Source organism: [Enterobacter] lignolyticus SCF1 (assembly GCF_000164865.1).
Classification (GTDB): domain Bacteria; phylum Pseudomonadota; class Gammaproteobacteria; order Enterobacterales; family Enterobacteriaceae; genus Enterobacter_B; species Enterobacter_B lignolyticus.
In genome coordinates this window covers 3,280,461-3,298,904 of the sequence record NC_014618.1, presented here as the reverse complement: position 1 = coordinate 3,298,904, position 18,444 = coordinate 3,280,461, and the positions used below count along the sequence as shown (strand labels likewise).

Genomic DNA, 18,444 nt, shown 5'->3' with positions numbered 1-18,444 from the left:
CATGATCTTGATCTCAGTTTTAAAACAACATTTCATTTTTATTTTTGTTTTGTTTCTGTGCGTGTATTGAAGGGCGTGTTGTTTCTTTTTTGTTATCGCTGGTTGTTTTGAAAAAACTAAAAATTAAATTTATCTAATGAATGCATGCAGCATTTATTGGTGGTTTTTTAACTGTATTCTAATTTTAATGAAATGATGTTCTGATAAATTTTATGATCATGATCTAATTTATGAAACAATGTTCGTGATCTTTGTTTATAGATAAATATGATTCTCGAAAATTGTTGGTCGATGGGTGTTGATTTTATTTGTTTATGGCGAATTGGTTTTCTTTTCTTTAAAGGATGAAGGTCTATCATGCACAAAAATCCATTACGTTTTCTGATTCTCGTCGCCGCTGGACTACCGCTGGCGAGCCATGCGCTTACGTTTGATGTCCGTGGCGGTTATAAAACCGGAAGCCACTCCTATGAGTCGCGCTATAAGATCAGCGAGAGCTGGGTTAACGGCTGGTGGGCCAGCGCAGAGATGGATAATAAAAACAATAAAAATAACGGCGAGGGGCCAAAGGGGGCGGATAAATCTGATAGCGCACACTCTTTTGGCGACAGCACAACGGACTATAACGAGATAGAAACCAATTATACCTGGCGATTTGCCGATAAGTGGAACCTACAGCCGGGGGGGATTTATCACTGGAGCAGTAAAGGTACTCAGCTTCGTCCCTATATCCGGGTAAACTATCTGCCCACCGCAGACTGGAGCCTCGGTTTGCGTTACCGCTACGACTATAATACCTATGAGACGCTTAATGATGACGGGGAATCGCATCGCGACAGCGTCAACCGTCTCGATATTTTTGTTGGCTATAAATTTAATAGCGAATGGAGTTTCCTGTACCAGGGCACGGCATATAAACATGCCAATGAAGATTACACCTACAAAAATAATAAAACCTGGGCCACGGAGAATGCGTTTACCCTTCGCTACAAATGGAACAAATGGTTTAGCCCCTATGTTGAATACGACTATCTGGATCAGCAGGGCTACTATGAAGGTGAAGACAATATCTCCGAGTCACGCTATCGCATCGGTATGACGTTTACGCTTTAAGCGGACGCACCCTCCTGAAAACCCGGTTTTGTACCGGGTTTTTGTACTTCATGTCCGTTTAGTGCCTGCGTTTCGCCACGAGCGTGAATTTGTAGTCATCGCTCTTGAAGGTATTGCAGCTGTATTCAAATACCCGTCCGTCGCTCAGGTAGCCGCGGGATATTTTTTCGAGGACCGGTTTTGTCGCGTCAATCCCCAGAGCATTCACGACGTCGACAGAGGGCATCACGGGAACGAGCTCCTGCTCGCTGCGATCGATAACCATCTTCTTTACCTGCTCGATAAAATGGTACTTCGAGTTTTCCATGACTTCCCATGTGAGGTCGGGAAAGAGCGCGAGCGGCATCCAGGTTTCCTCCAGCGTCACCGGCTTTTGCTTGATGAAGCGCACGCGTTTAACGTGCCAGCTTTTGTCGCCCGGGGGGATCTGCAGCTTTTCGGCAAGCGCCGCATCGGCGGCAATCACTTCGAACACCTGTACGTCGCTGTGTGTTTCAACATGACGGTCCGCCAGCTTTTCATAGAAACTGGTTAACTGGTAGATATCATAATTTACCCGCTCTTCTTTTACATACGAGCCGCTGCCCTGGATGCTCTCAATAATGGACTGTTCCGTCAGCTGCTTCAGCGCCTGGCGCACCGTCACCCGGCTAACGCCAAACTGTTCCTGAAGCGCTGACTCCGTGGGCAGCGCATCACCGGCTTTTAGCGCGCCGCACTGGATTTGCTCGCGTAGCGCATCTGCAATTTGCCGGTACATGGGTTTACTGCTCATCGTCCTTACACTCCTTACACGATACCAATACGACAGTTCATAGCGAGATTATGCGCGCTTTTGTTTTGCTGTAAATAATACAAATTAAATACAAATGTAGCTTTAAAGAGAAAATGATCACATAAATGTATTGTTTTGTCTGGCATGCTGTGCGTCATTCAGCAACCTGAAGCGGTTGTTTTTCTCTGAGCACAGTGAGGATCGTGATGAATGTAATGGCATTAACGCATCCGGATGCCCTCTGCCTGCAGGCGCGGTTTGCCAGCCGTGAAGAGGTTATCCAGGAGCTGGCGCGCCGCCTGGCGGCGCTTGGCAAAATCAGCGATAGCGAACAATTCCTTGCCGACGTTTTTGCCCGTGAGAATGACGGTCCTACGGCGTTAGGAGAGGGACTGGCGGTTCCCCACGGTAAAAGCGATGCCGTGCTGGAGGCGGCCTTCGCCGTTGCAACGCTCAGCGTCCCGCTTAGCTGGCAGGGCGTTGATGGCCCGGAGCGGGTTGATACGGTTGTTCTGCTGGCGATCCCGCCCGCCGAAGCCGGATCGACGCATATGCAGCTGCTGACGGCGCTAACCTCTCGCCTTGCGGATGATGATGTTCGTGAGGCGGTGCGCCGTGCGCTTACCGCAGAACAGCTGCTGGCCGCGCTGACGCCGCCGGAACAGACCCGGACCTTCAATGCGCCAGCGAATGCTCCCGTGGTGGTTTGCGTCACCGCGTGCCCGGCGGGGATTGCCCATACCTATATGGCGGCGGAATACCTGGAGAAAGCGGGCCAGCAGCTGGGCGTGAGCGTGTATGTCGAACGGCAGGGCGCGAACGGGATTGAATCGCGCCTGACGCCGGAGCAGCTGCAGGCGGCGCAGGCCTGCATTTTTGCCGCAGAGGTCGCCATTAAAGAAAGCGAGCGCTTTGCCGGCATCCCGTCGCTGAGCGTTCCGGTCGCCGAACCCATTCGTCATGCGCAGGCGCTTATCCGGCAGGCGTTGGCCCTGAAACCTTCCGCTGAAGCCCGTCAGTCGCCGGGCGCCATACCGCAGAGAGTGAGCGTAAAAACAGAGCTCAAGCAGGCGCTGCTGAGCGGGATATCGTTCGCCGTACCGCTGATTGTGGCGGGCGGCACTGTGCTGGCGGTGGCCGTGCTGCTGGCGCAGATGCTGGGGTTGCAGCATTTGTTCGACCTCGAAAACTCCTGGCTGTGGATGTATCGCAAGCTGGGCGGCGGCATGCTCGGCACGCTGATGGTGCCGGTACTGGCCGCCTACACCGCATATTCCCTCGCGGATAAACCCGCGCTGGCGCCAGGGTTTGCCGCGGGCCTCGCCGCCAATATGATCGGCTCGGGCTTTCTCGGCGCGGTTGCCGGAGGGCTTATCGCCGGTTATCTGATGCGTTGGGTGAAAACGCGCCTTCGCCTGAGCAACCGGTTTAATGGTTTTCTGACCTATTACCTCTACCCGGTGCTGGGGACGCTGGGAGCGGGCAGCCTGATGCTGTTTGTCGTCGGCGAGCCGGTCGCGTGGATCAACAACGGGCTGACGGCGTGGCTCAACGGGCTGTCGGGCGCCAACGCGCTGCTGCTTGGCGCTATCCTCGGCTTTATGTGTTCCTTTGACCTCGGCGGGCCGGTCAACAAAGCCGCCTACGCGTTTTGCCTCGGCGCGATGGCTAACGGCGTTTATGGCCCGTACGCCATCTTTGCCTCGGTCAAAATGGTTTCCGCGTTTACGGTCACGGCATCGACGATGCTGGCACCGCATCTGTTTAAAACCTTTGAAATTGAGACCGGAAAATCGACCTGGCTGCTCGGGCTGGCGGGTATTACCGAAGGCGCGATCCCGATGGCGATTGAAGATCCGCTGCGGGTTATCGGCTCTTTCGTGCTGGGCTCGATGGTCACCGGCGGCATTGTCGGCGCCATGAATATTGGCCTTTCAACCCCGGGCGCGGGCATTTTTTCGCTGTTTCTGCTGCACGACGGCGGGTTTGGCAAGGCGATGGCCGCCGCCGGATGGTTCGCGGCGGCGCTGACCGGCACGCTCATCTCGACGTGCATTTTAATCCTCTGGCGGCGCTACGCCGTCAAAACCGGCAAGTATGTCATCGACAGCGCTATCTCCTGACGCTGCAATAAAAGAAACAGGAAACGAAGATGAAAGCTGTATCTCGTGTTCACATCACGCCGCATATGCACTGGGATCGGGAGTGGTACTTCACCACCGAAGAGTCCCGCATTCTGCTGGTCAATAATATGGAAGAGATCCTGACCCGGCTGGAGCAGGACGCTGAATATAAGTACTACGTGCTCGACGGACAGACCGCCATCCTTGAGGATTACTTTGCCGTTAAGCCGGAAAACCGGCCGCGCGTGAAGGCGCTGGCGGCGGCGGGAAAATTGATTATCGGCCCATGGTATACGCAAACCGATACCACCATCGTCGCCGGAGAGTCGATAGTCCGTAATCTGATGTACGGCATGCGCGACTGCCTGGCGTTCGGCGAACCGATGAGAATCGGCTACCTGCCGGATTCTTTTGGCATGTCCGGGCAGCTGCCGCACATCTATAACGGCTTTGGCATTACCCGCGCCATGTTCTGGCGCGGGTGCTCTGAGCGTCACGGCAGCGATAAAACCGAGTTTCTCTGGCGCAGCGTCGATGGAAGCGAAGTTGTCGCCCAGGTGCTGCCGCTGGGCTACGCGATTGGTAAGTACTTACCGGAGGACGAGGCCGGGCTGCGCAAACGGCTCGACGGCTATTTTGCGGTGCTGGAGAACGCCTCGGTGACGAAAGAAATTCTGTTGCCCAACGGGCACGACCAGATGCCGCTGCAGCAGAATATCTTCGCAGTGATGGAGAAACTGCGGGAAATTTACCCGCAGCGCGAGTTTGTGATGAGCCGCTTTGAAGCGGTTTTTAACCATATTGAGCGCCATCGTGACGCGCTGGCGACGCTGACGGGCGAGTTCAATGACGGTAAGTATATGCGCGTCCACCGTACGATTGGCTCCACGCGTATGGATATCAAACTTGCCCACGCCAGGATTGAGAACAAGATAGTCAATTTGCTGGAACCGCTGGCGACGCTGGCCTGGACGCTGGGTTTTGAGTACCAGCACGGCCTGCTGGAAAAAATGTGGAAGGAGATCCTTAAAAATCACGCCCACGACAGTATCGGCTGTTGCTGCAGCGATAAGGTACATCGCGAAATAATGAGCCGCTTCTGGCTGGCAGAAGATATGGCCGACAACCTGATTCGCTTTTACCTGCGCAAGATTGTCGACAATATGGCGCACTGCGAGGGCGACAAGCTGGTGCTGTTCAACCTGCTGCCCTGGACGCGTGATGAGGTTATCAATACCACGATCCGCCTGCGTGGAAGCCAGTTTCAGCTGCGTGACGCCGGGGGAAACGACGTCGCCTATTACATCCGCGCACGGCGGGAAATCGACCCGGGGCTGGTGGATCGGCAGATTGTCCACTACGGCAACTATGCGCCATTTATGGAGTATGACATTCAGCTGCGCCAGACGCTGGCGCCGATGGGGTACACCACGCTGTACATTCTGGTGGGGGAAAAGGGTGTCCAGCAACCGGCCGGGAAGCCGGAAGACGCGCTGCTGGAAAACGACGACTGGCGCATTACGCTTAACGACGACGGCACGCTGCGTATGGCGGATAAAACGAGCGGGCTGGTCTATGACCGGGTGCTGGAATTTGAAGAGGGTTCTGACGACGGCGACGAGTACGACTATTCGCCTTCTCGCGAAGAGTGGCTGCTCACCTCGGCCTGCGGCGAGCACCGTAGCGACGTCGTGCATGAGGGGTGGCAGAGCAGGGCGGTGATTCAGAGTACGTTTGCCGTCCCGGCCAACCTTGGCGAACGGGCGGCGCGGCAGCGTAGCGGTTCGCTGACTGTGGAAACGACCGTAGTGCTGCATCATGGCAGCCGTCGGGTTGATTTCTCGCTGCGTATGGATAACGAGGCCGACGACCACCGCGTGCGGGTGCGGATCCCGGTACCTTATAAAGCGCAGTCGGTACTTACCGACACCCAGTTCGGGTCGCTGTCTCGTCCGGTCAGCGACCCGGCGATGGAAAACTGGCAGGCGCAGGGGTGGAAAGAAGCGCCGGTTCCGGTGTGGAATTTCCTCAACTATGCCGTTTTGCAGCAGGGGCGGCACGGTCTGGCGTTGTTTACCCAGGGGCTCAGGGAGGTCGAGATTATCGGCGAGGAGCGCAGCGCGTTTGCGCTCACGCTGCTGCGCGGAGTCGGCCTTCTGGGAAAAGAGAACCTGCTGCTGCGCCCGGGGAGGCCATCCGGTATCAAAATGCCGGTACCTGACTCCCAGCTCAGGGGCGAACTGCGCTGCGACTTTAGCCTGTGGTCGTTTAGCGGTTCAGCGCTTGAGGCGGGCGTCGCCCAGCAGGCGCGTGCCTGGCTGACGCCGGTGCAGTGTTATAACAAAATCCCGTGGGACGCGATGAAGATGAACCGCGAGACAATCGTTACGCCCGCAAGCTATTCGCTGTTCAGCATGCCCGCAACGGGCTGTCAGCTCAGCGCCCTGAAAAAAGCGGAGGACGAAGATGCGCTGATTGTCCGCTTATTTAACCCTTCCGACGGTGAGCCTGCACGGACCCGGCTGCGGTTTTCCTTACCGGCGTCCAGCCAGGAAACGGGAATGGACGAGCGGCCGGCGGGGGAGGGGAGCGCAATTACTGACCAGACGGTGAGCTTCCGGCCCGGGCAGTCTCGCACCTGGCGCGTCAAAATCGGTTAATTTACAGACAAATGACACAATGCCACGCCTCGCGTGGCATTGTTGTTTTCAGCCGCTGCTGGGGGTGAATGTTGATTTTTAAATGCAATAAAGTAAACGAAATGTAATAAAAATAAAGGGCGCATCAGCGAATGGCAAAATACTGTGAAGCGACTAACATTATCTAAGATCGCCGGGAAGGTTTTTTCTTTGGCGAATCCCGCGCCCGCCTAATTCCCAGTTTGTTTAATTTTATCTTATTTGATAACCATCACGGCCATGCGAAGAACATGTTATTAACATTGCATTCACTATAAATCATCAACCACATACACAATTAACAGAGTTAAGTAAAATTGATTTAAATCAATATCTAATACTTGGAAAAAAGAGCCAAAAGAGGCTAAATTGTTCGCGATCAAACTGGCCTAAAAGTAGCATCTTAGCTATATATTGATCACCGTCGAAAAACGTAAATCTGGTTCAATAAAAACCTGTTTATTGTAAGGGTTTTACGGCGTAATATATTTAAGGGATCAATTTGGGTTTTTTATTAACGTATTTGTAACCTTTACCCATTGCTGTTTCCGGTTATCGCGGTGCAGCAACGAAGCGGGAAGCAAATAAATTTGTATTGGGGCATGTGTGTGAGCCCTTTCTAACGGGGTTCACTCTCGGAGTCTTCATGCGATGAGCAAGGAGTCATGATGTTAGATATAGTCGAACTGTCGCGCTTACAGTTTGCCTTGACCGCGATGTACCACTTCCTGTTTGTGCCGCTGACGCTCGGTATGGCGTTCCTGCTGGCCATCATGGAAACGGTCTACGTCCTTTCCGGCAAACAGATTTATAAAGATATGACCAAGTTCTGGGGCAAGTTGTTTGGTATCAACTTCGCTCTGGGTGTGGCAACCGGTCTGACCATGGAGTTCCAGTTCGGGACTAACTGGTCTTACTATTCTCACTATGTGGGCGATATTTTCGGTGCGCCGCTGGCCATTGAAGGTCTGATGGCCTTCTTCCTCGAATCCACCTTTGTAGGTCTGTTCTTCTTCGGTTGGGACCGTCTGGGCAAAGTCCAGCATATGGCGGTAACCTGGCTCGTTGCATTAGGCTCTAACCTTTCTGCGCTGTGGATCCTTGTCGCCAACGGCTGGATGCAGAACCCGGTTGCCTCGGACTTCAACTTCGAAACCATGCGTATGGAGATGGTGAGCTTCTCCGAGCTGGTGTTGAACCCGGTTGCACAGGTGAAATTCGTTCACACCGTAGCGTCCGGTTACGTTTGCGGCGCGATGTTCATTCTTGGCATCAGCTCCTACTACATGCTGCGTGGCCGCGATTTCGCTTTTGCGAAACGCTCCTTTGCTATCGCGGCAAGCTTCGGTATGGCGGCGATTCTCTCTGTTATCGTACTGGGTGACGAATCCGGCTACGAAATGGGCGACGTACAGAAAACCAAACTCGCCGCGATTGAAGCCGAGTGGGAAACGCAGCCTGCCCCGGCCGCATTTACGCTGTTCGGCATTCCCGATCAGGATGCGCAGGAAAACCACTTTGCTATCCAGATCCCTTACGCGTTGGGTATTATCGCCACGCGCTCCGTGGACACGCCGGTGATTGGTCTGAAGGACCTGATGGCGCAGCACGAAGAGCGTATCCGCAACGGGATGAAGGCCTACGCGCTGTTGGAGCAGCTGCGCGCCGGTTCAACCGATCAGGCGGTCCGCGACCAGTTCAACAATGTGAAGAAAGACCTGGGCTACGGTCTGCTGCTGAAACGCTATACCCCGAACGTCTCTGACGCGACCGAAGCGCAAATCCAGCAGGCGACCAAGGATTCTATTCCGCGCGTTGCGCCGCTGTACTTCGCTTTCCGTATCATGGTTGGCTGCGGCATCCTGATGCTGCTGATCATTGCCGCCTCCTTCTGGTCGGTGATCCGTAACCGTATCGGCGAGAGGAAATGGCTGCTGCGCACTGCGCTGTATGCGATTCCGCTGCCGTGGATTGCTATCGAATCCGGCTGGTTTGTGGCTGAGTACGGCCGTCAGCCGTGGGCGATTGGTGAAGTGCTGCCAACCGCCGTCGCCAACTCGTCGTTGACGGCAGGCGATCTGATCTTCTCGATGGTGCTGATCTGCGGCCTGTACACGCTGTTCCTGGTTGCTGAACTGTTCCTGATGTTTAAGTTCGCACGCCGTGGCCCAAGCAGCCTGAAAACCGGTCGTTACCACTATGAGCAGTCCACCACGACTACTCAGCCGGCACGCTAAGACAGGAGTCGTCAAATGATCGATTATGAAGTATTGCGTTTTATCTGGTGGCTGCTGGTTGGCATTCTGCTGATCGGTTTTGCGGTCACCGACGGCTTCGACATGGGGGTGGGCATGCTCACCCGTTTCCTCGGTCGTAATGATACCGAGCGTCGAATTATGATTAACTCCATCGCCCCACACTGGGACGGCAACCAGGTGTGGCTCATCACCGCAGGCGGCGCGCTGTTCGCGGCCTGGCCGATGGTCTACGCGGCGGCCTTCTCCGGCTTCTACGTGGCGATGATTCTGGTGCTGGCGTCCTTGTTCTTCCGTCCGGTCGGTTTCGACTACCGTTCGAAGATTGAGGATACCCGCTGGCGTAACATGTGGGACTGGGGCATCTTCATCGGTAGCTTCGTGCCGCCGCTGGTGATCGGCGTGGCGTTCGGCAACCTGCTGCAGGGCGTGCCGTTCCACATCGATGAATATATGCGCCTGTACTACACCGGCAACTTCTTCCAGCTGCTGAATCCGTTTGGCCTGCTGGCGGGCGTGGTGAGCGTGGCGATGATCATCACCCAGGGCGCAACCTATCTGCAGATGCGCACCGTGGGCGAGCTGCACCTGCGCTCCCGTGTGACCTCTCAGGTTGCCGCGCTGGTGACGCTGGTGTGCTTCGCGCTGGCGGGCGTTTGGGTGGTGTACGGTATTGATGGCTACGTGATTACGTCGGCTATCAACCATGCCGCGCCGTCTAACCCGCTGACCAAAGAAGTGACGCGTCAGGCAGGCGCCTGGATGGTGAACTTCAACAATGCGCCGATCCTGTGGGCAATCCCTGCGCTGGGTGTCGTGCTGCCGCTGTTGACCATGCTGACCTCTCGTCTGGAAAAAGGCGCGTTGGCGTTCCTGTTCTCCTCACTGACGCTCGCTTGCATCATCCTGACCGCGGGTATCGCGATGTTCCCGTTCGTGATGCCGTCCAGCACCATGATGAACGCCAGCCTGACGATGTGGGATGCCACATCCAGCCAGATGACGCTGAACCTGATGACCTATGTGGCCTGCGTGTTCGTACCGATTGTTCTGCTGTACACCATCTGGTGTTACTGGAAAATGTTCGGTCGCATCACCAAAGAACACATTGAAAGCAATACCCACTCTATGTACTAAGTAAGGAGCAATATATGTGGTATTTCGCATGGATTTTGGGAACGCTTCTTGCCTGTGCCTTTGGGGTCATCACCGCGCTGGCGCTGGAACATATTGAAGCGTCCAAAGCCGGACAAGAAGAGCACTGATGAATAAGATTATCGCAACGTTGTATGCGGTAATGGATAAGGGCCCGTTAAGGGCCCTTTCCTTACTGATGGCCTTAGTGCTGGCAGGCTGCATTTTCTGGGACCCATCACGTTTTGCGGCCAAAACCAGCGCGCTGGAAATCTGGCACGGCTTCCTTATCATGTGGGCGGTTTGCGCGGGGGTTATCCACGGCGTGGGCTTTCGTCCTCAGGCGATCCACTGGCAGGGGATTTTCTGCCCGCTGCTGGCCGACCTGATTTTGCTGGCCGGGCTGATTTTCTTCTACGCCTGAATAAGAAACATCCGTTAACCGTTATGGGCTTGTATGAGCCCATAAAAATTTACGCTCCGTTTACCTTCCCCCATTCCAAACCACCTTTCCCGCGCGTATAGTAACGAAGTTTAAAAGCTCTAACTTTTTTTGCATTACCGGGATGTAAAGTGAATACAACGCTGTTTCGATGGCCGGTTCGTGTCTATTACGAAGACACCGATGCCGGTGGTGTGGTTTACCACGCCAGCTACGTCGCTTTCTATGAAAGAGCACGCACTGAGATGCTGCGCCACCATCACTTTAGCCAGCAAGTTCTGCTGGCTGAGCGGGTTGCCTTCGTGGTACGCAAAATGACGCTGGAGTATTTTGCACCCGCCAGACTCGACGACATGCTCGAAGTCCAAACGGAAATTACAGCGATGCGTGGCACCTCTCTGGTCTTCACGCAGCGGATCGTCAACGCGGAAAACACGGTACTGAATGAAGCTGAAGTGCTGATTGTCTGTGTTGATCCACTCTTAATGAAGCCTCGTGCGCTTCCCAAGTCTATTGTCGCGGAGTTTAAGCAGTGACTGACATGAATATCCTTGATTTGTTCCTGAAGGCAAGCCTTCTGGTTAAACTTATCATGTTGATTTTGATTGGTTTTTCAATCGCTTCCTGGGCTATCATTATCCAGAGAACGCGCATCCTCAATGCGGCGGCGCGTGAAGCAGAAGCCTTTGAAGATAAGTTCTGGTCCGGTATTGAGCTGTCGCGCCTGTATCAGGAAAGCCAGGGTCGTCGCGAGAGCCTGAACGGCTCTGAGCAAATTTTCTATAGTGGTTTCAAAGAGTTTGCTCGTCTGCATCGTGCGAACAGCCATGCGCCGGAAGCGATTGTCGAGGGGGCGTCCCGTGCGATGCGCATTTCGATGAACCGCGAACTGGAAACGCTTGAAACCCATATTCCGTTCCTTGGCACGGTTGGCTCTATCAGCCCGTATATCGGTCTGTTCGGCACCGTCTGGGGGATTATGCACGCCTTTATCGCGCTGGGCGCGGTGAAACAGGCGACGCTGCAAATGGTGGCGCCGGGTATCGCAGAAGCGCTGATCGCGACCGCTATCGGTCTGTTCGCCGCGATTCCGGCGGTAATGGCGTACAACCGTCTGAACCAGCGCGTGAATAAACTGGAACTGAATTACGACAACTTTATGGAAGAGTTCACCGCGATTCTGCACCGTCAGGCGTTTACCAGCAGCGACAGCAACAAGGGGTAAGCCATGGCCAGAGCACGTGGACGCGGACGTCGCGAACTGAAGTCCGAAATCAACATCGTTCCGCTGCTGGATGTGTTGCTGGTGCTGCTGCTGATTTTTATGGCGACGGCACCGATCATTACGCAGAGCGTGGAAGTCAATCTTCCTGATGCAACCGAATCGCAAGCCGTGAGCACCAACGACGATCCGCCGGTGATCGTAGAAGTTTCTGGCGTAGGGCAGTACAGCGTCAACGTTGGTCAGGATAAGATGCCGCAGCTGCCGCCAGAACAGGTGGTTGCTGAAGCGCAGCGTCGTCTGCAGGCGAATCCGAAAACGGTCTTCTTAATCGGCGGCGCTAAAGATGTGCCTTACGATGAAATTATTAAAGCGCTGAACCTGTTGCACAGCGCAGGTGTTAAATCGGTTGGTTTAATGACCCAGCCAATCTGACCCGGCTAACAGGCTAACAGTTTTTGGGAACCGAGAGTGTCAAAGGCAACCGAACAAAACGACAAGCTAAAACGCGCGATCATCATTTCAGTCGTTCTGCATATCATCTTGATTGCACTGCTGATTTGGAGTTCGTTCGATGAGCATATAGATGCGTCGGCAGGCGGCGGAGGTGGTTCGTCCATTGATGCGGTGATGGTCGACCCAGGCGCGGTAGTGCAGAACTACAACCGCCAGCAGCAGCAGGCGGCCAGCGCGAAGCGCGCGCAGGAACAGCGTGAAAAGCAGGCGCAACAGCAGGCGGAGGAAATGCGTGAGAAGCAGGCCGCCGAGCAGGAGCGTCTGAAGCAGCTGGAGCAGGAAAAACTGCAGGCGCAGGAAGCGGCTAAGCAGGCGCAGGAGCAGCAGAAGCAGGCGCAGGAACAGCAGAAACAGGCTGAACAAGCGGCAGCAAAAGCGGCGGCGGACGCAAAAGCCAAGGCTGAAGCTGACGCGAAGCTCGCCGCCGAGGCGGCGAAGAAAGCCGCTGCGGATGCGCAGAAAAAAGCAGAAGCGGAAGCGGTAAAAGCGGCAGCGGCGGCGCAGAAGAAAGCCGAAGCTGACGCGGCGAAGGCTGCTGCGGACGCTCAGAAGAAAGCCGAGGCGGAAGCCGCGAAGAAAGCGCAGCAGGAAGCAGAGAAGAAAGCTGCCGCCGATGCTGCGAAGAAAGCCGCTGCCGCCGAAAAGGCCGCTGCCGAGAAAGCTGCAGCTGAACAGGCTGCGGCGGAAAAAGCGGCTGCTGATAAAGCGGAAAAAGCAGCGAAAGCCGCTGCTGAGAAGAAGGCCGCGGCTGCAGAAAAAGCGGCGGCGGAGAAGGCCGCTAAGGCAGCTGCTGCGAAGAAAGCGGCGGAGGCGAAAGAGGCTTCCGGCGTTGACGATCTGCTGGGCGATCTTAGCTCCGGTAAGAATGCGCCGAAAACGGGCGGTGGAGCGAAAGGCAAAGGACAGCCAGCGAAGGATAGTGGTACTAGTGGTGCTAACGGCGGAGCTACAGGCGCTGATATAAGTGCGTACGCAGCTCAGATTCGTAGTGCGATCCAGAGTCGTCTCTATGATTCGAGCCTTTATGCCGGCCAGCAATGTGATTTACACATTAGTCTTGCACCAGATGGTACTTTGAAGAGTATTACGTCTGCAGGAGGAGACCCTGCCCTTTGTCAGGCTGCGCTAACAGCGGCTAAAACCGCTACCATTCCTAAACCGCCGAGTCAGGCTGTTTATGAAAAAATTAAGAATGCCACACTAGGTTTTAAACTGTGATTGCTCGCAGCAGATGCCTGGCAGTGAGCTAGGATATGTCACAGGGTTTTGGTAGTTTTGTGTATTTGAGTTTGTTAACATTCTGCTAAATTATCGTGGGCTTTCCGCCTGGATAAGGGAGATATGATGAAGCAGGCATTACGAGTAGCATTTGGTTTTCTGATGCTGTGGGCGGCGGTGCTGCACGCAGAAGTACGTATCGAGATTACCCAAGGGGTGGACTCGGCGCGTCCGATTGGCGTTGTGCCTTTCCAGTGGGCGGGCCCTGGCGCTGCGCCTGAAGATATCGGCGGCATTGTGGCGGCTGACCTGCGCAACAGCGGTAAATTCAACCCGCTGGATCGTTCTCGTCTGCCGCAGCAGCCGGGCACCGCTCAGGAAGTTCAGCCTGCAGCCTGGTCCGCGCTCGGCATTGATGCCGTGGTCGTTGGTCAGGTAACGCCGAACCCGGATGGCTCCTATACCGTTGCCTACCAGCTGGTAGATACCGGTGGCGCGCCGGGCACCGTGCTGGCGCAGAACTCCTACAAAGTGAACAAGCAGTGGCTGCGCTACGCGGGCCACACGGCGAGTGATGAAGTCTTTGAGAAGCTGACCGGTATTAAAGGCGCGTTCCGCACCCGTATCGCGTACGTTGTTCAGACTAACGGCGGCCAGTTCCCGTATGAGCTGCGCGTGTCTGACTACGACGGCTACAACCAGTTCGTGGTTCACCGTTCCTCCCAGCCGCTGATGTCTCCGGCATGGTCTCCGGACGGCGCTAAGCTGGCTTACGTGACCTTTGAAAGCGGCCGCTCCGCGCTGGTTATCCAGACGCTGGCTAACGGCGCGGTACGTCAGGTTGCTTCCTTCCCGCAGCACAACGGCGCGCCGGCGTTCTCGCCGGATGGCTCTAAGCTTGCCTTTGCGCTGTCCAAAACGGGTAGCCTGAATCTGTACGTGATGAACCTGGCCTCCGGTCAGATCACGCAGGTGACCAATGGTCGCAGCAACAACACGGAGCCAAACTGGTTCCCGGACAGCCAGAACCTGGCCTTTACTTCTGACCAGGCCGGTCGTCCGCAGGTGTATAAAGTGAATGTGAACGGCGGCGCGCCGCAGCGTATTACCTGGGAAGGTTCTCAGAACCAGGATGCGGATGTCAGCGCCGACGGTAAGTTTTTAGTGATGGTGAGCTCGGCCAACGGCCAGCAGCACATTGCTAAGCAAGATCTGGCAGCGGGTGGCGTACAGGTTCTGTCGTCAACGTTTCTGGATGAAACGCCAAGTCTGGCACCAAACGGCACTATGGTTATCTACAGCTCTTCTCAGGGGATGGGATCCGTGCTGAATCTGGTTTCTACAGATGGGCGTTTCAAAGCGCGTCTTCCGGCAACTGATGGACAGGTGAAATTCCCTGCCTGGTCGCCGTATCTGTAATAATAATTAATTGAATATTATAGGAATCAAAGAAATGCAACTGAACAAAGTGCTGAAAGGACTGATGATCGCTCTGCCAGTTATGGCAATCGCGGCATGTTCTTCTAACAAGAACGCCAGCAACGACCAGAGCGGCGAAGGCATGATGGGTGCCGGCACTGGTATGGATGCTAACGGTAACGGCAACATGTCTTCCGAAGAGCAGGCTCGTCTGCAGATGCAGCAGCTGCAGCAGAACAACATCGTTTACTTCGATCTGGACAAGTACGATATCCGTTCTGACTTCGCTGCGATGCTGGATGCGCACGCTAACTTCCTGCGTAGCAACCCGTCCTACAAAGTCACCGTAGAAGGTCACGCTGACGAACGTGGTACTCCTGAGTACAACATCGCCCTGGGCGAGCGTCGTGCTAACGCCGTTAAAATGTACCTGCAGGGTAAAGGCGTTTCTGCTGACCAGATCTCCATCGTTTCTTACGGTAAAGAAAAACCTGCAGTACTGGGTCACGACGAAGCGGCTTACTCCAAAAACCGTCGTGCCGTACTGGTTTACTAAGAGAATTGCATGAGCAGTAACTTCAGACATCATCTGTTGAGTCTGTCGTTACTGGTTGGCATAGCGGCCCCCTGGGCCGCTTTTGCGCAGGCGCCAATCAGTAGTGTCGGCTCAGGCTCGGTCGAAGACCGCGTCACCCAACTTGAGCGTATTTCTAACGCTCACAGCCAGCTTTTGACCCAACTCCAGCAGCAAATCCAGGACAACCAGGCCGATATTGACGCCCTGCGTGGTCAGATTCAGGAAAGCCAGTATCAGCTTAACCAGGCCGTTGAGCGTCAAAAGCAGATTCAATCGCAGCTCGATGGTATGAGCAGCGGCGGTAACGCTGCGCAGCCAGCCGCAGGCGCTCAGAGCGGCGCTGCGGCCGCGACGTCGGCTCCTGACGCAGGCGCAGCGGCTTCCACCGGCGCGCCGGCGCAAAGCGGCGATGCGAACACGGATTACAATGCGGCAATCGCGCTGGTGAAGGATGCGTCCCGCCAGGATGATGCGATCGCGGCATTTCAGAGTTTCATCAAGAAGTACCCGGATTCTACGTATCAGCCAAACGCCAACTACTGGCTGGGACAGCTGAACTACAATAAGGGGAAAAAGGATGATGCGGCGTTTTATTTCGCCTCTGTGGTGAAAAATTACCCGAAATCGCCGAAGGCCGCCGATGCGATGTATAAGGTCGGCGTGATCATGCAGGACAAAGGCGATACCGCGAAAGCCAAAGCTGTCTACCAGCAGGTGGTTAGCAAGTATCCCGGCACCGAAGGCGCTAAACAGGCGCAAAAACGCCTTAGTGGTCTCTGATGCCTGAAGCATGACCAGAAATTGCGTTATTTCTGGTCTTGCCGCCTGAATCATAAGCAGTTAAATCACCGTTATCGAAATAGTTGTTGCGCTGAAATCTGAAATCAGTAATATATGCCGCCGTTGCCACGGGATATCACACAAACCGGAAGCGACGCAAAAGTGGGTCGTTAGCTCAGTTGGTAGAGCAGTTGACTTTTAATCAATTGGTCGCAGGTTCGAATCCTGCACGACCCACCAATCGTTCTGGTGGACGCGATAGTAAAACGTGAAGGATAACGTTGCGATAGCAACGGCCCGTAGGGCGAGGCGAAGCCGAGTCATCCTGCACGACCCACCACTAACTTCAGTTAGTAAGTAGTATCCAGCGTAGTATCGGGTGATTAGCTCAGCTGGGAGAGCACCTCCCTTACAAGGAGGGGGTCGGCGGTTCGATCCCGTCATCACCCACCACTCGGGTCGTTAGCTCAGTTGGTAGAGCAGTTGACTTTTAATCAATTGGTCGCAGGTTCGAATCCTGCACGACCCACCAATTTTAACGTCAGACTCAGATGTTAAACGTGAAGGATAACGTTGCGTTAGCAACGGCCCGTAGGGCGAGGCGAAGCCGAGTCATCCTGCACGACCTACCAATTTTATATTGGTTACGAGTAAATCTTTCAGGCGACACCCAAATGGGTCGTTAGCTCAGTTGGTAGAGCAGTTGACTTTTAATCAATTGGTCGCAGGTTCGAATCCTGCACGACCCACCAGCCTGAATGAAAAGCAGTAAATCCCGCAAGGGGTCGTTAGCTCAGTTGGTAGAGCAGTTGACTTTTAATCAATTGGTCGCAGGTTCGAATCCTGCACGACCCACCAATTTTAACATCGAAATCAGGTGTTAAACGTGAAGGATATCGTTGCGTTAGCAACGGCCCGAAGGGCGAGGCGAAGCCGAATCATCCTGCACGACCCACCAATGTAAAAAGGCGCCCTAAAGGCGCCTTTTTGCTTTTTCATTTCCGGTGACTTTTAACCTCACATCCGCTATCTTGTTTAGTATACAAAACACAATTGCCATACGTTTTGCTATGTCATGCAAAAGAAGGGCAATATTGTTAAGCCAGCGAAACGAGAAGCCATAATGAGCGTGATGTTTGATCCAGAAGCAGCAATCTATCCCTTCCCGCCAAAGCCTGTCCCGCTAAGTCCGGATGAAAAGCAGTTCTACCGCGAGAAGATAAAGCGTCTCCTCAAAGAGCGAGATGCGGTGATGGTGGCGCATTACTACACCGATCCTGAAATCCAGCAGCTGGCGGAAGAGACCGGCGGCTGTATTTCCGATTCTCTGGAGATGGCGAGATTTGGCGCAAAACACCCGGCCTCTACGCTGCTGGTGGCCGGCGTGCGTTTTATGGGCGAAACGGCAAAAATCCTCAGCCCGGAAAAAAACATCCTGATGCCGACGCTGGAAGCGGAGTGCTCGCTCGACTTAGGCTGCCCGATTGACGAGTTCAATACGTTCTGCGACGCCCATCCTGACCGGACCGTGGTGGTCTACGCCAATACATCGGCGGCGGTAAAAGCGCGCGCGGACTGGGTCGTTACCTCCAGCATCGCCGTTGAACTGATTGAACATCTCGACAGCCTCGGCGAAAAAATTATCTGGGCGCCGGACAAGCACCTCGGGCGCTACGTGCAGAAACAGACCGGTGCAGACGTGCTGTGCTGGCAGGGCGCCTGCATCGTCCACGATGAATTTAAGACCCAGGCGCTGGCGCGTATGAAGGCGCTCTATCCGCAGGCCGCCGTTCTGGTACACCCGGAGTCGCCGCAGGCGATTGTCGATATGGCGGACGCCGTGGGTTCTACAAGCCAGCTTATCGCCGCAGCGAAGTCGCTGCCGCATCCGCAGCTTATCGTGGCGACCGATCGCGGGATTTTCTACAAGATGCAGCAGGCAGTGCCGGAAAAAGAGCTGCTTGAGGCGCCAACCGCCGGGGAAGGGGCGACCTGCCGCAGCTGCGCCCACTGCCCGTGGATGGCGATGAACGGCCTGCAGGCCATCGCTCAGGCGCTGGAGTCGGGCGGTAGCGCGCATGAGATTCACGTCGACGCCGCGCTGCGTGAGGGCGCGCTGCTGCCGCTAAACCGGATGCTGGAGTTTGCCGCCACCCTGCGTGGCTAAACCGCGCGCGGGAGCCGCAGGGCTC

Annotated in this window: 16 protein-coding genes and 5 tRNA genes; 20 read left to right on the top strand and 1 reads right to left on the bottom strand. The window is 55.0% G+C overall.

Annotated elements, in window-relative coordinates; translation table 11 throughout:
* Positions 1-357 precede the first annotated feature (357 nt).
* Positions 358-1,113 carry an oligogalacturonate-specific porin KdgM family protein gene (locus tag ENTCL_RS15380; protein ID WP_013367069.1) on the top strand — a complete coding sequence of 252 codons (756 nt, stop codon included), beginning with the start codon at positions 358-360 and terminating at the stop codon, positions 1,111-1,113.
* A gap of 58 nt (positions 1,114-1,171) precedes the next feature.
* Here ENTCL_RS15380 and ENTCL_RS15375 read toward each other — a convergent pair whose 3' ends face one another.
* Entirely contained in the window at positions 1,172-1,888 is a 717-nt protein-coding gene (locus ENTCL_RS15375; RefSeq protein ID WP_013367068.1) for a GntR family transcriptional regulator, read from the bottom strand.
* Positions 1,889-2,094: 206 nt separating this feature from the next.
* Here ENTCL_RS15375 and mngA point away from each other — a divergent pair, with 206 nt between their 5' ends.
* The 19 genes from mngA (at position 2,095) to nadA (ending at position 18,419) form a co-directional block, all read left to right on the top strand.
* Complete coding sequence (gene mngA / locus ENTCL_RS15370) at positions 2,095-4,011, top strand: PTS 2-O-a-mannosyl-D-glycerate transporter subunit IIABC (RefSeq protein WP_013367067.1); 1,917 nt, start codon at positions 2,095-2,097, stop codon at positions 4,009-4,011.
* Positions 4,012-4,040: 29 nt separating this feature from the next.
* Positions 4,041-6,671 carry a mannosylglycerate hydrolase gene (gene mngB / locus ENTCL_RS15365; RefSeq protein ID WP_013367066.1) on the top strand — a complete coding sequence of 877 codons (2,631 nt, stop codon included), beginning with the start codon at positions 4,041-4,043 and terminating at the stop codon, positions 6,669-6,671.
* A gap of 686 nt (positions 6,672-7,357) precedes the next feature.
* A complete protein-coding gene (gene cydA, locus ENTCL_RS15360) occupies positions 7,358-8,926 on the top strand; it encodes a cytochrome ubiquinol oxidase subunit I (protein ID WP_013367065.1) in 1,569 nt (522 codons plus the stop codon).
* A gap of 15 nt (positions 8,927-8,941) precedes the next feature.
* On the top strand, positions 8,942-10,081 hold the full coding sequence (cydB, locus tag ENTCL_RS15355) for a cytochrome d ubiquinol oxidase subunit II (RefSeq protein WP_013367064.1): 1,140 nt from the start codon (positions 8,942-8,944) through the stop codon (positions 10,079-10,081).
* Positions 10,082-10,095: 14 nt separating this feature from the next.
* Positions 10,096-10,209 (top strand): cytochrome bd-I oxidase subunit CydX, encoded by a 114-nt coding sequence (cydX, locus tag ENTCL_RS23130; RefSeq protein ID WP_013367063.1) that lies wholly within the window; start codon positions 10,096-10,098, stop codon positions 10,207-10,209.
* The gene (gene ybgE, locus ENTCL_RS15350; RefSeq protein ID WP_013367062.1) at positions 10,209-10,502 is read left to right on the top strand and encodes a cyd operon protein YbgE; all 294 of its coding nucleotides are present in this window, start codon (positions 10,209-10,211) and stop codon (positions 10,500-10,502) included. The genes cydX and ybgE overlap by 1 nt, the downstream gene beginning before the upstream one ends.
* A gap of 149 nt (positions 10,503-10,651) precedes the next feature.
* Positions 10,652-11,056, top strand: coding sequence for a tol-pal system-associated acyl-CoA thioesterase (gene ybgC, locus ENTCL_RS15345; protein ID WP_013367061.1), 405 nt, complete (start codon positions 10,652-10,654; stop codon positions 11,054-11,056).
* The gene (gene tolQ, locus ENTCL_RS15340) at positions 11,053-11,745 is read left to right on the top strand and encodes a Tol-Pal system protein TolQ (RefSeq protein ID WP_013367060.1); all 693 of its coding nucleotides are present in this window, start codon (positions 11,053-11,055) and stop codon (positions 11,743-11,745) included. The genes ybgC and tolQ overlap by 4 nt, the downstream gene beginning before the upstream one ends.
* Before the next feature lie 3 nt (positions 11,746-11,748).
* The gene (tolR, locus tag ENTCL_RS15335) at positions 11,749-12,177 is read left to right on the top strand and encodes a colicin uptake protein TolR (protein ID WP_013367059.1); all 429 of its coding nucleotides are present in this window, start codon (positions 11,749-11,751) and stop codon (positions 12,175-12,177) included.
* A 36-nt stretch (positions 12,178-12,213) separates the two neighbouring features.
* Complete coding sequence (gene tolA, locus ENTCL_RS15330) at positions 12,214-13,476, top strand: cell envelope integrity protein TolA (RefSeq protein WP_013367058.1); 1,263 nt, start codon at positions 12,214-12,216, stop codon at positions 13,474-13,476.
* Between the two features lie 126 nt (positions 13,477-13,602).
* Positions 13,603-14,895: a Tol-Pal system beta propeller repeat protein TolB gene (gene tolB / locus ENTCL_RS15325; RefSeq protein ID WP_013367057.1), complete on the top strand. Its 1,293-nt coding sequence runs from the start codon at positions 13,603-13,605 to the stop codon at positions 14,893-14,895.
* A 34-nt stretch (positions 14,896-14,929) separates the two neighbouring features.
* The gene (pal, locus tag ENTCL_RS15320) at positions 14,930-15,451 is read left to right on the top strand and encodes a peptidoglycan-associated lipoprotein Pal (protein ID WP_013367056.1); all 522 of its coding nucleotides are present in this window, start codon (positions 14,930-14,932) and stop codon (positions 15,449-15,451) included.
* A 9-nt stretch (positions 15,452-15,460) separates the two neighbouring features.
* Positions 15,461-16,252, top strand: coding sequence for a cell division protein CpoB (cpoB, locus tag ENTCL_RS15315; protein ID WP_013367055.1), 792 nt, complete (start codon positions 15,461-15,463; stop codon positions 16,250-16,252).
* A 164-nt stretch (positions 16,253-16,416) separates the two neighbouring features.
* Positions 16,417-16,492 (top strand) — tRNA-Lys (locus ENTCL_RS15310).
* A gap of 137 nt (positions 16,493-16,629) precedes the next feature.
* Positions 16,630-16,705: transfer RNA gene (locus ENTCL_RS15305), tRNA-Val, on the top strand.
* A gap of 3 nt (positions 16,706-16,708) precedes the next feature.
* Positions 16,709-16,784: transfer RNA gene (locus tag ENTCL_RS15300), tRNA-Lys, on the top strand.
* Positions 16,785-16,928: 144 nt separating this feature from the next.
* Positions 16,929-17,004, top strand: a tRNA-Lys gene (locus ENTCL_RS15295).
* Between the two features lie 30 nt (positions 17,005-17,034).
* Positions 17,035-17,110 (top strand) — tRNA-Lys (locus ENTCL_RS15290).
* Between the two features lie 265 nt (positions 17,111-17,375).
* Positions 17,376-18,419 carry a quinolinate synthase NadA gene (gene nadA, locus ENTCL_RS15285; RefSeq protein ID WP_013367054.1) on the top strand — a complete coding sequence of 348 codons (1,044 nt, stop codon included), beginning with the start codon at positions 17,376-17,378 and terminating at the stop codon, positions 18,417-18,419.
* The last annotated feature ends 25 nt before the right edge of the window (positions 18,420-18,444 follow it).

What these genes read in the sequence shown, in the direction of transcription:
- ENTCL_RS15380 (WP_013367069.1), top strand. Translation starts at nt 358, where the DNA reads ATGCACAAAAATCCATTACGTTTTCTGATTCTCGTCGCCGCTGGACTA.
- ENTCL_RS15375 (WP_013367068.1), bottom strand. Translation starts at nt 1,888, where the DNA reads ATGAGCAGTAAACCCATGTACCGGCAAATTGCAGATGCGCTACGCGAG.
- mngA (WP_013367067.1), top strand. Translation starts at nt 2,095, where the DNA reads ATGAATGTAATGGCATTAACGCATCCGGATGCCCTCTGCCTGCAGGCG.
- mngB (WP_013367066.1), top strand. Translation starts at nt 4,041, where the DNA reads ATGAAAGCTGTATCTCGTGTTCACATCACGCCGCATATGCACTGGGAT.
- cydA (WP_013367065.1), top strand. Translation starts at nt 7,358, where the DNA reads ATGTTAGATATAGTCGAACTGTCGCGCTTACAGTTTGCCTTGACCGCG.
- cydB (WP_013367064.1), top strand. Translation starts at nt 8,942, where the DNA reads ATGATCGATTATGAAGTATTGCGTTTTATCTGGTGGCTGCTGGTTGGC.
- cydX (WP_013367063.1), top strand. Translation starts at nt 10,096, where the DNA reads ATGTGGTATTTCGCATGGATTTTGGGAACGCTTCTTGCCTGTGCCTTT.
- ybgE (WP_013367062.1), top strand. Translation starts at nt 10,209, where the DNA reads ATGAATAAGATTATCGCAACGTTGTATGCGGTAATGGATAAGGGCCCG.
- tolR (WP_013367059.1), top strand. Translation starts at nt 11,749, where the DNA reads ATGGCCAGAGCACGTGGACGCGGACGTCGCGAACTGAAGTCCGAAATC.
- tolB (WP_013367057.1), top strand. Translation starts at nt 13,603, where the DNA reads ATGAAGCAGGCATTACGAGTAGCATTTGGTTTTCTGATGCTGTGGGCG.
- pal (WP_013367056.1), top strand. Translation starts at nt 14,930, where the DNA reads ATGCAACTGAACAAAGTGCTGAAAGGACTGATGATCGCTCTGCCAGTT.
- cpoB (WP_013367055.1), top strand. Translation starts at nt 15,461, where the DNA reads ATGAGCAGTAACTTCAGACATCATCTGTTGAGTCTGTCGTTACTGGTT.
- nadA (WP_013367054.1), top strand. Translation starts at nt 17,376, where the DNA reads ATGAGCGTGATGTTTGATCCAGAAGCAGCAATCTATCCCTTCCCGCCA.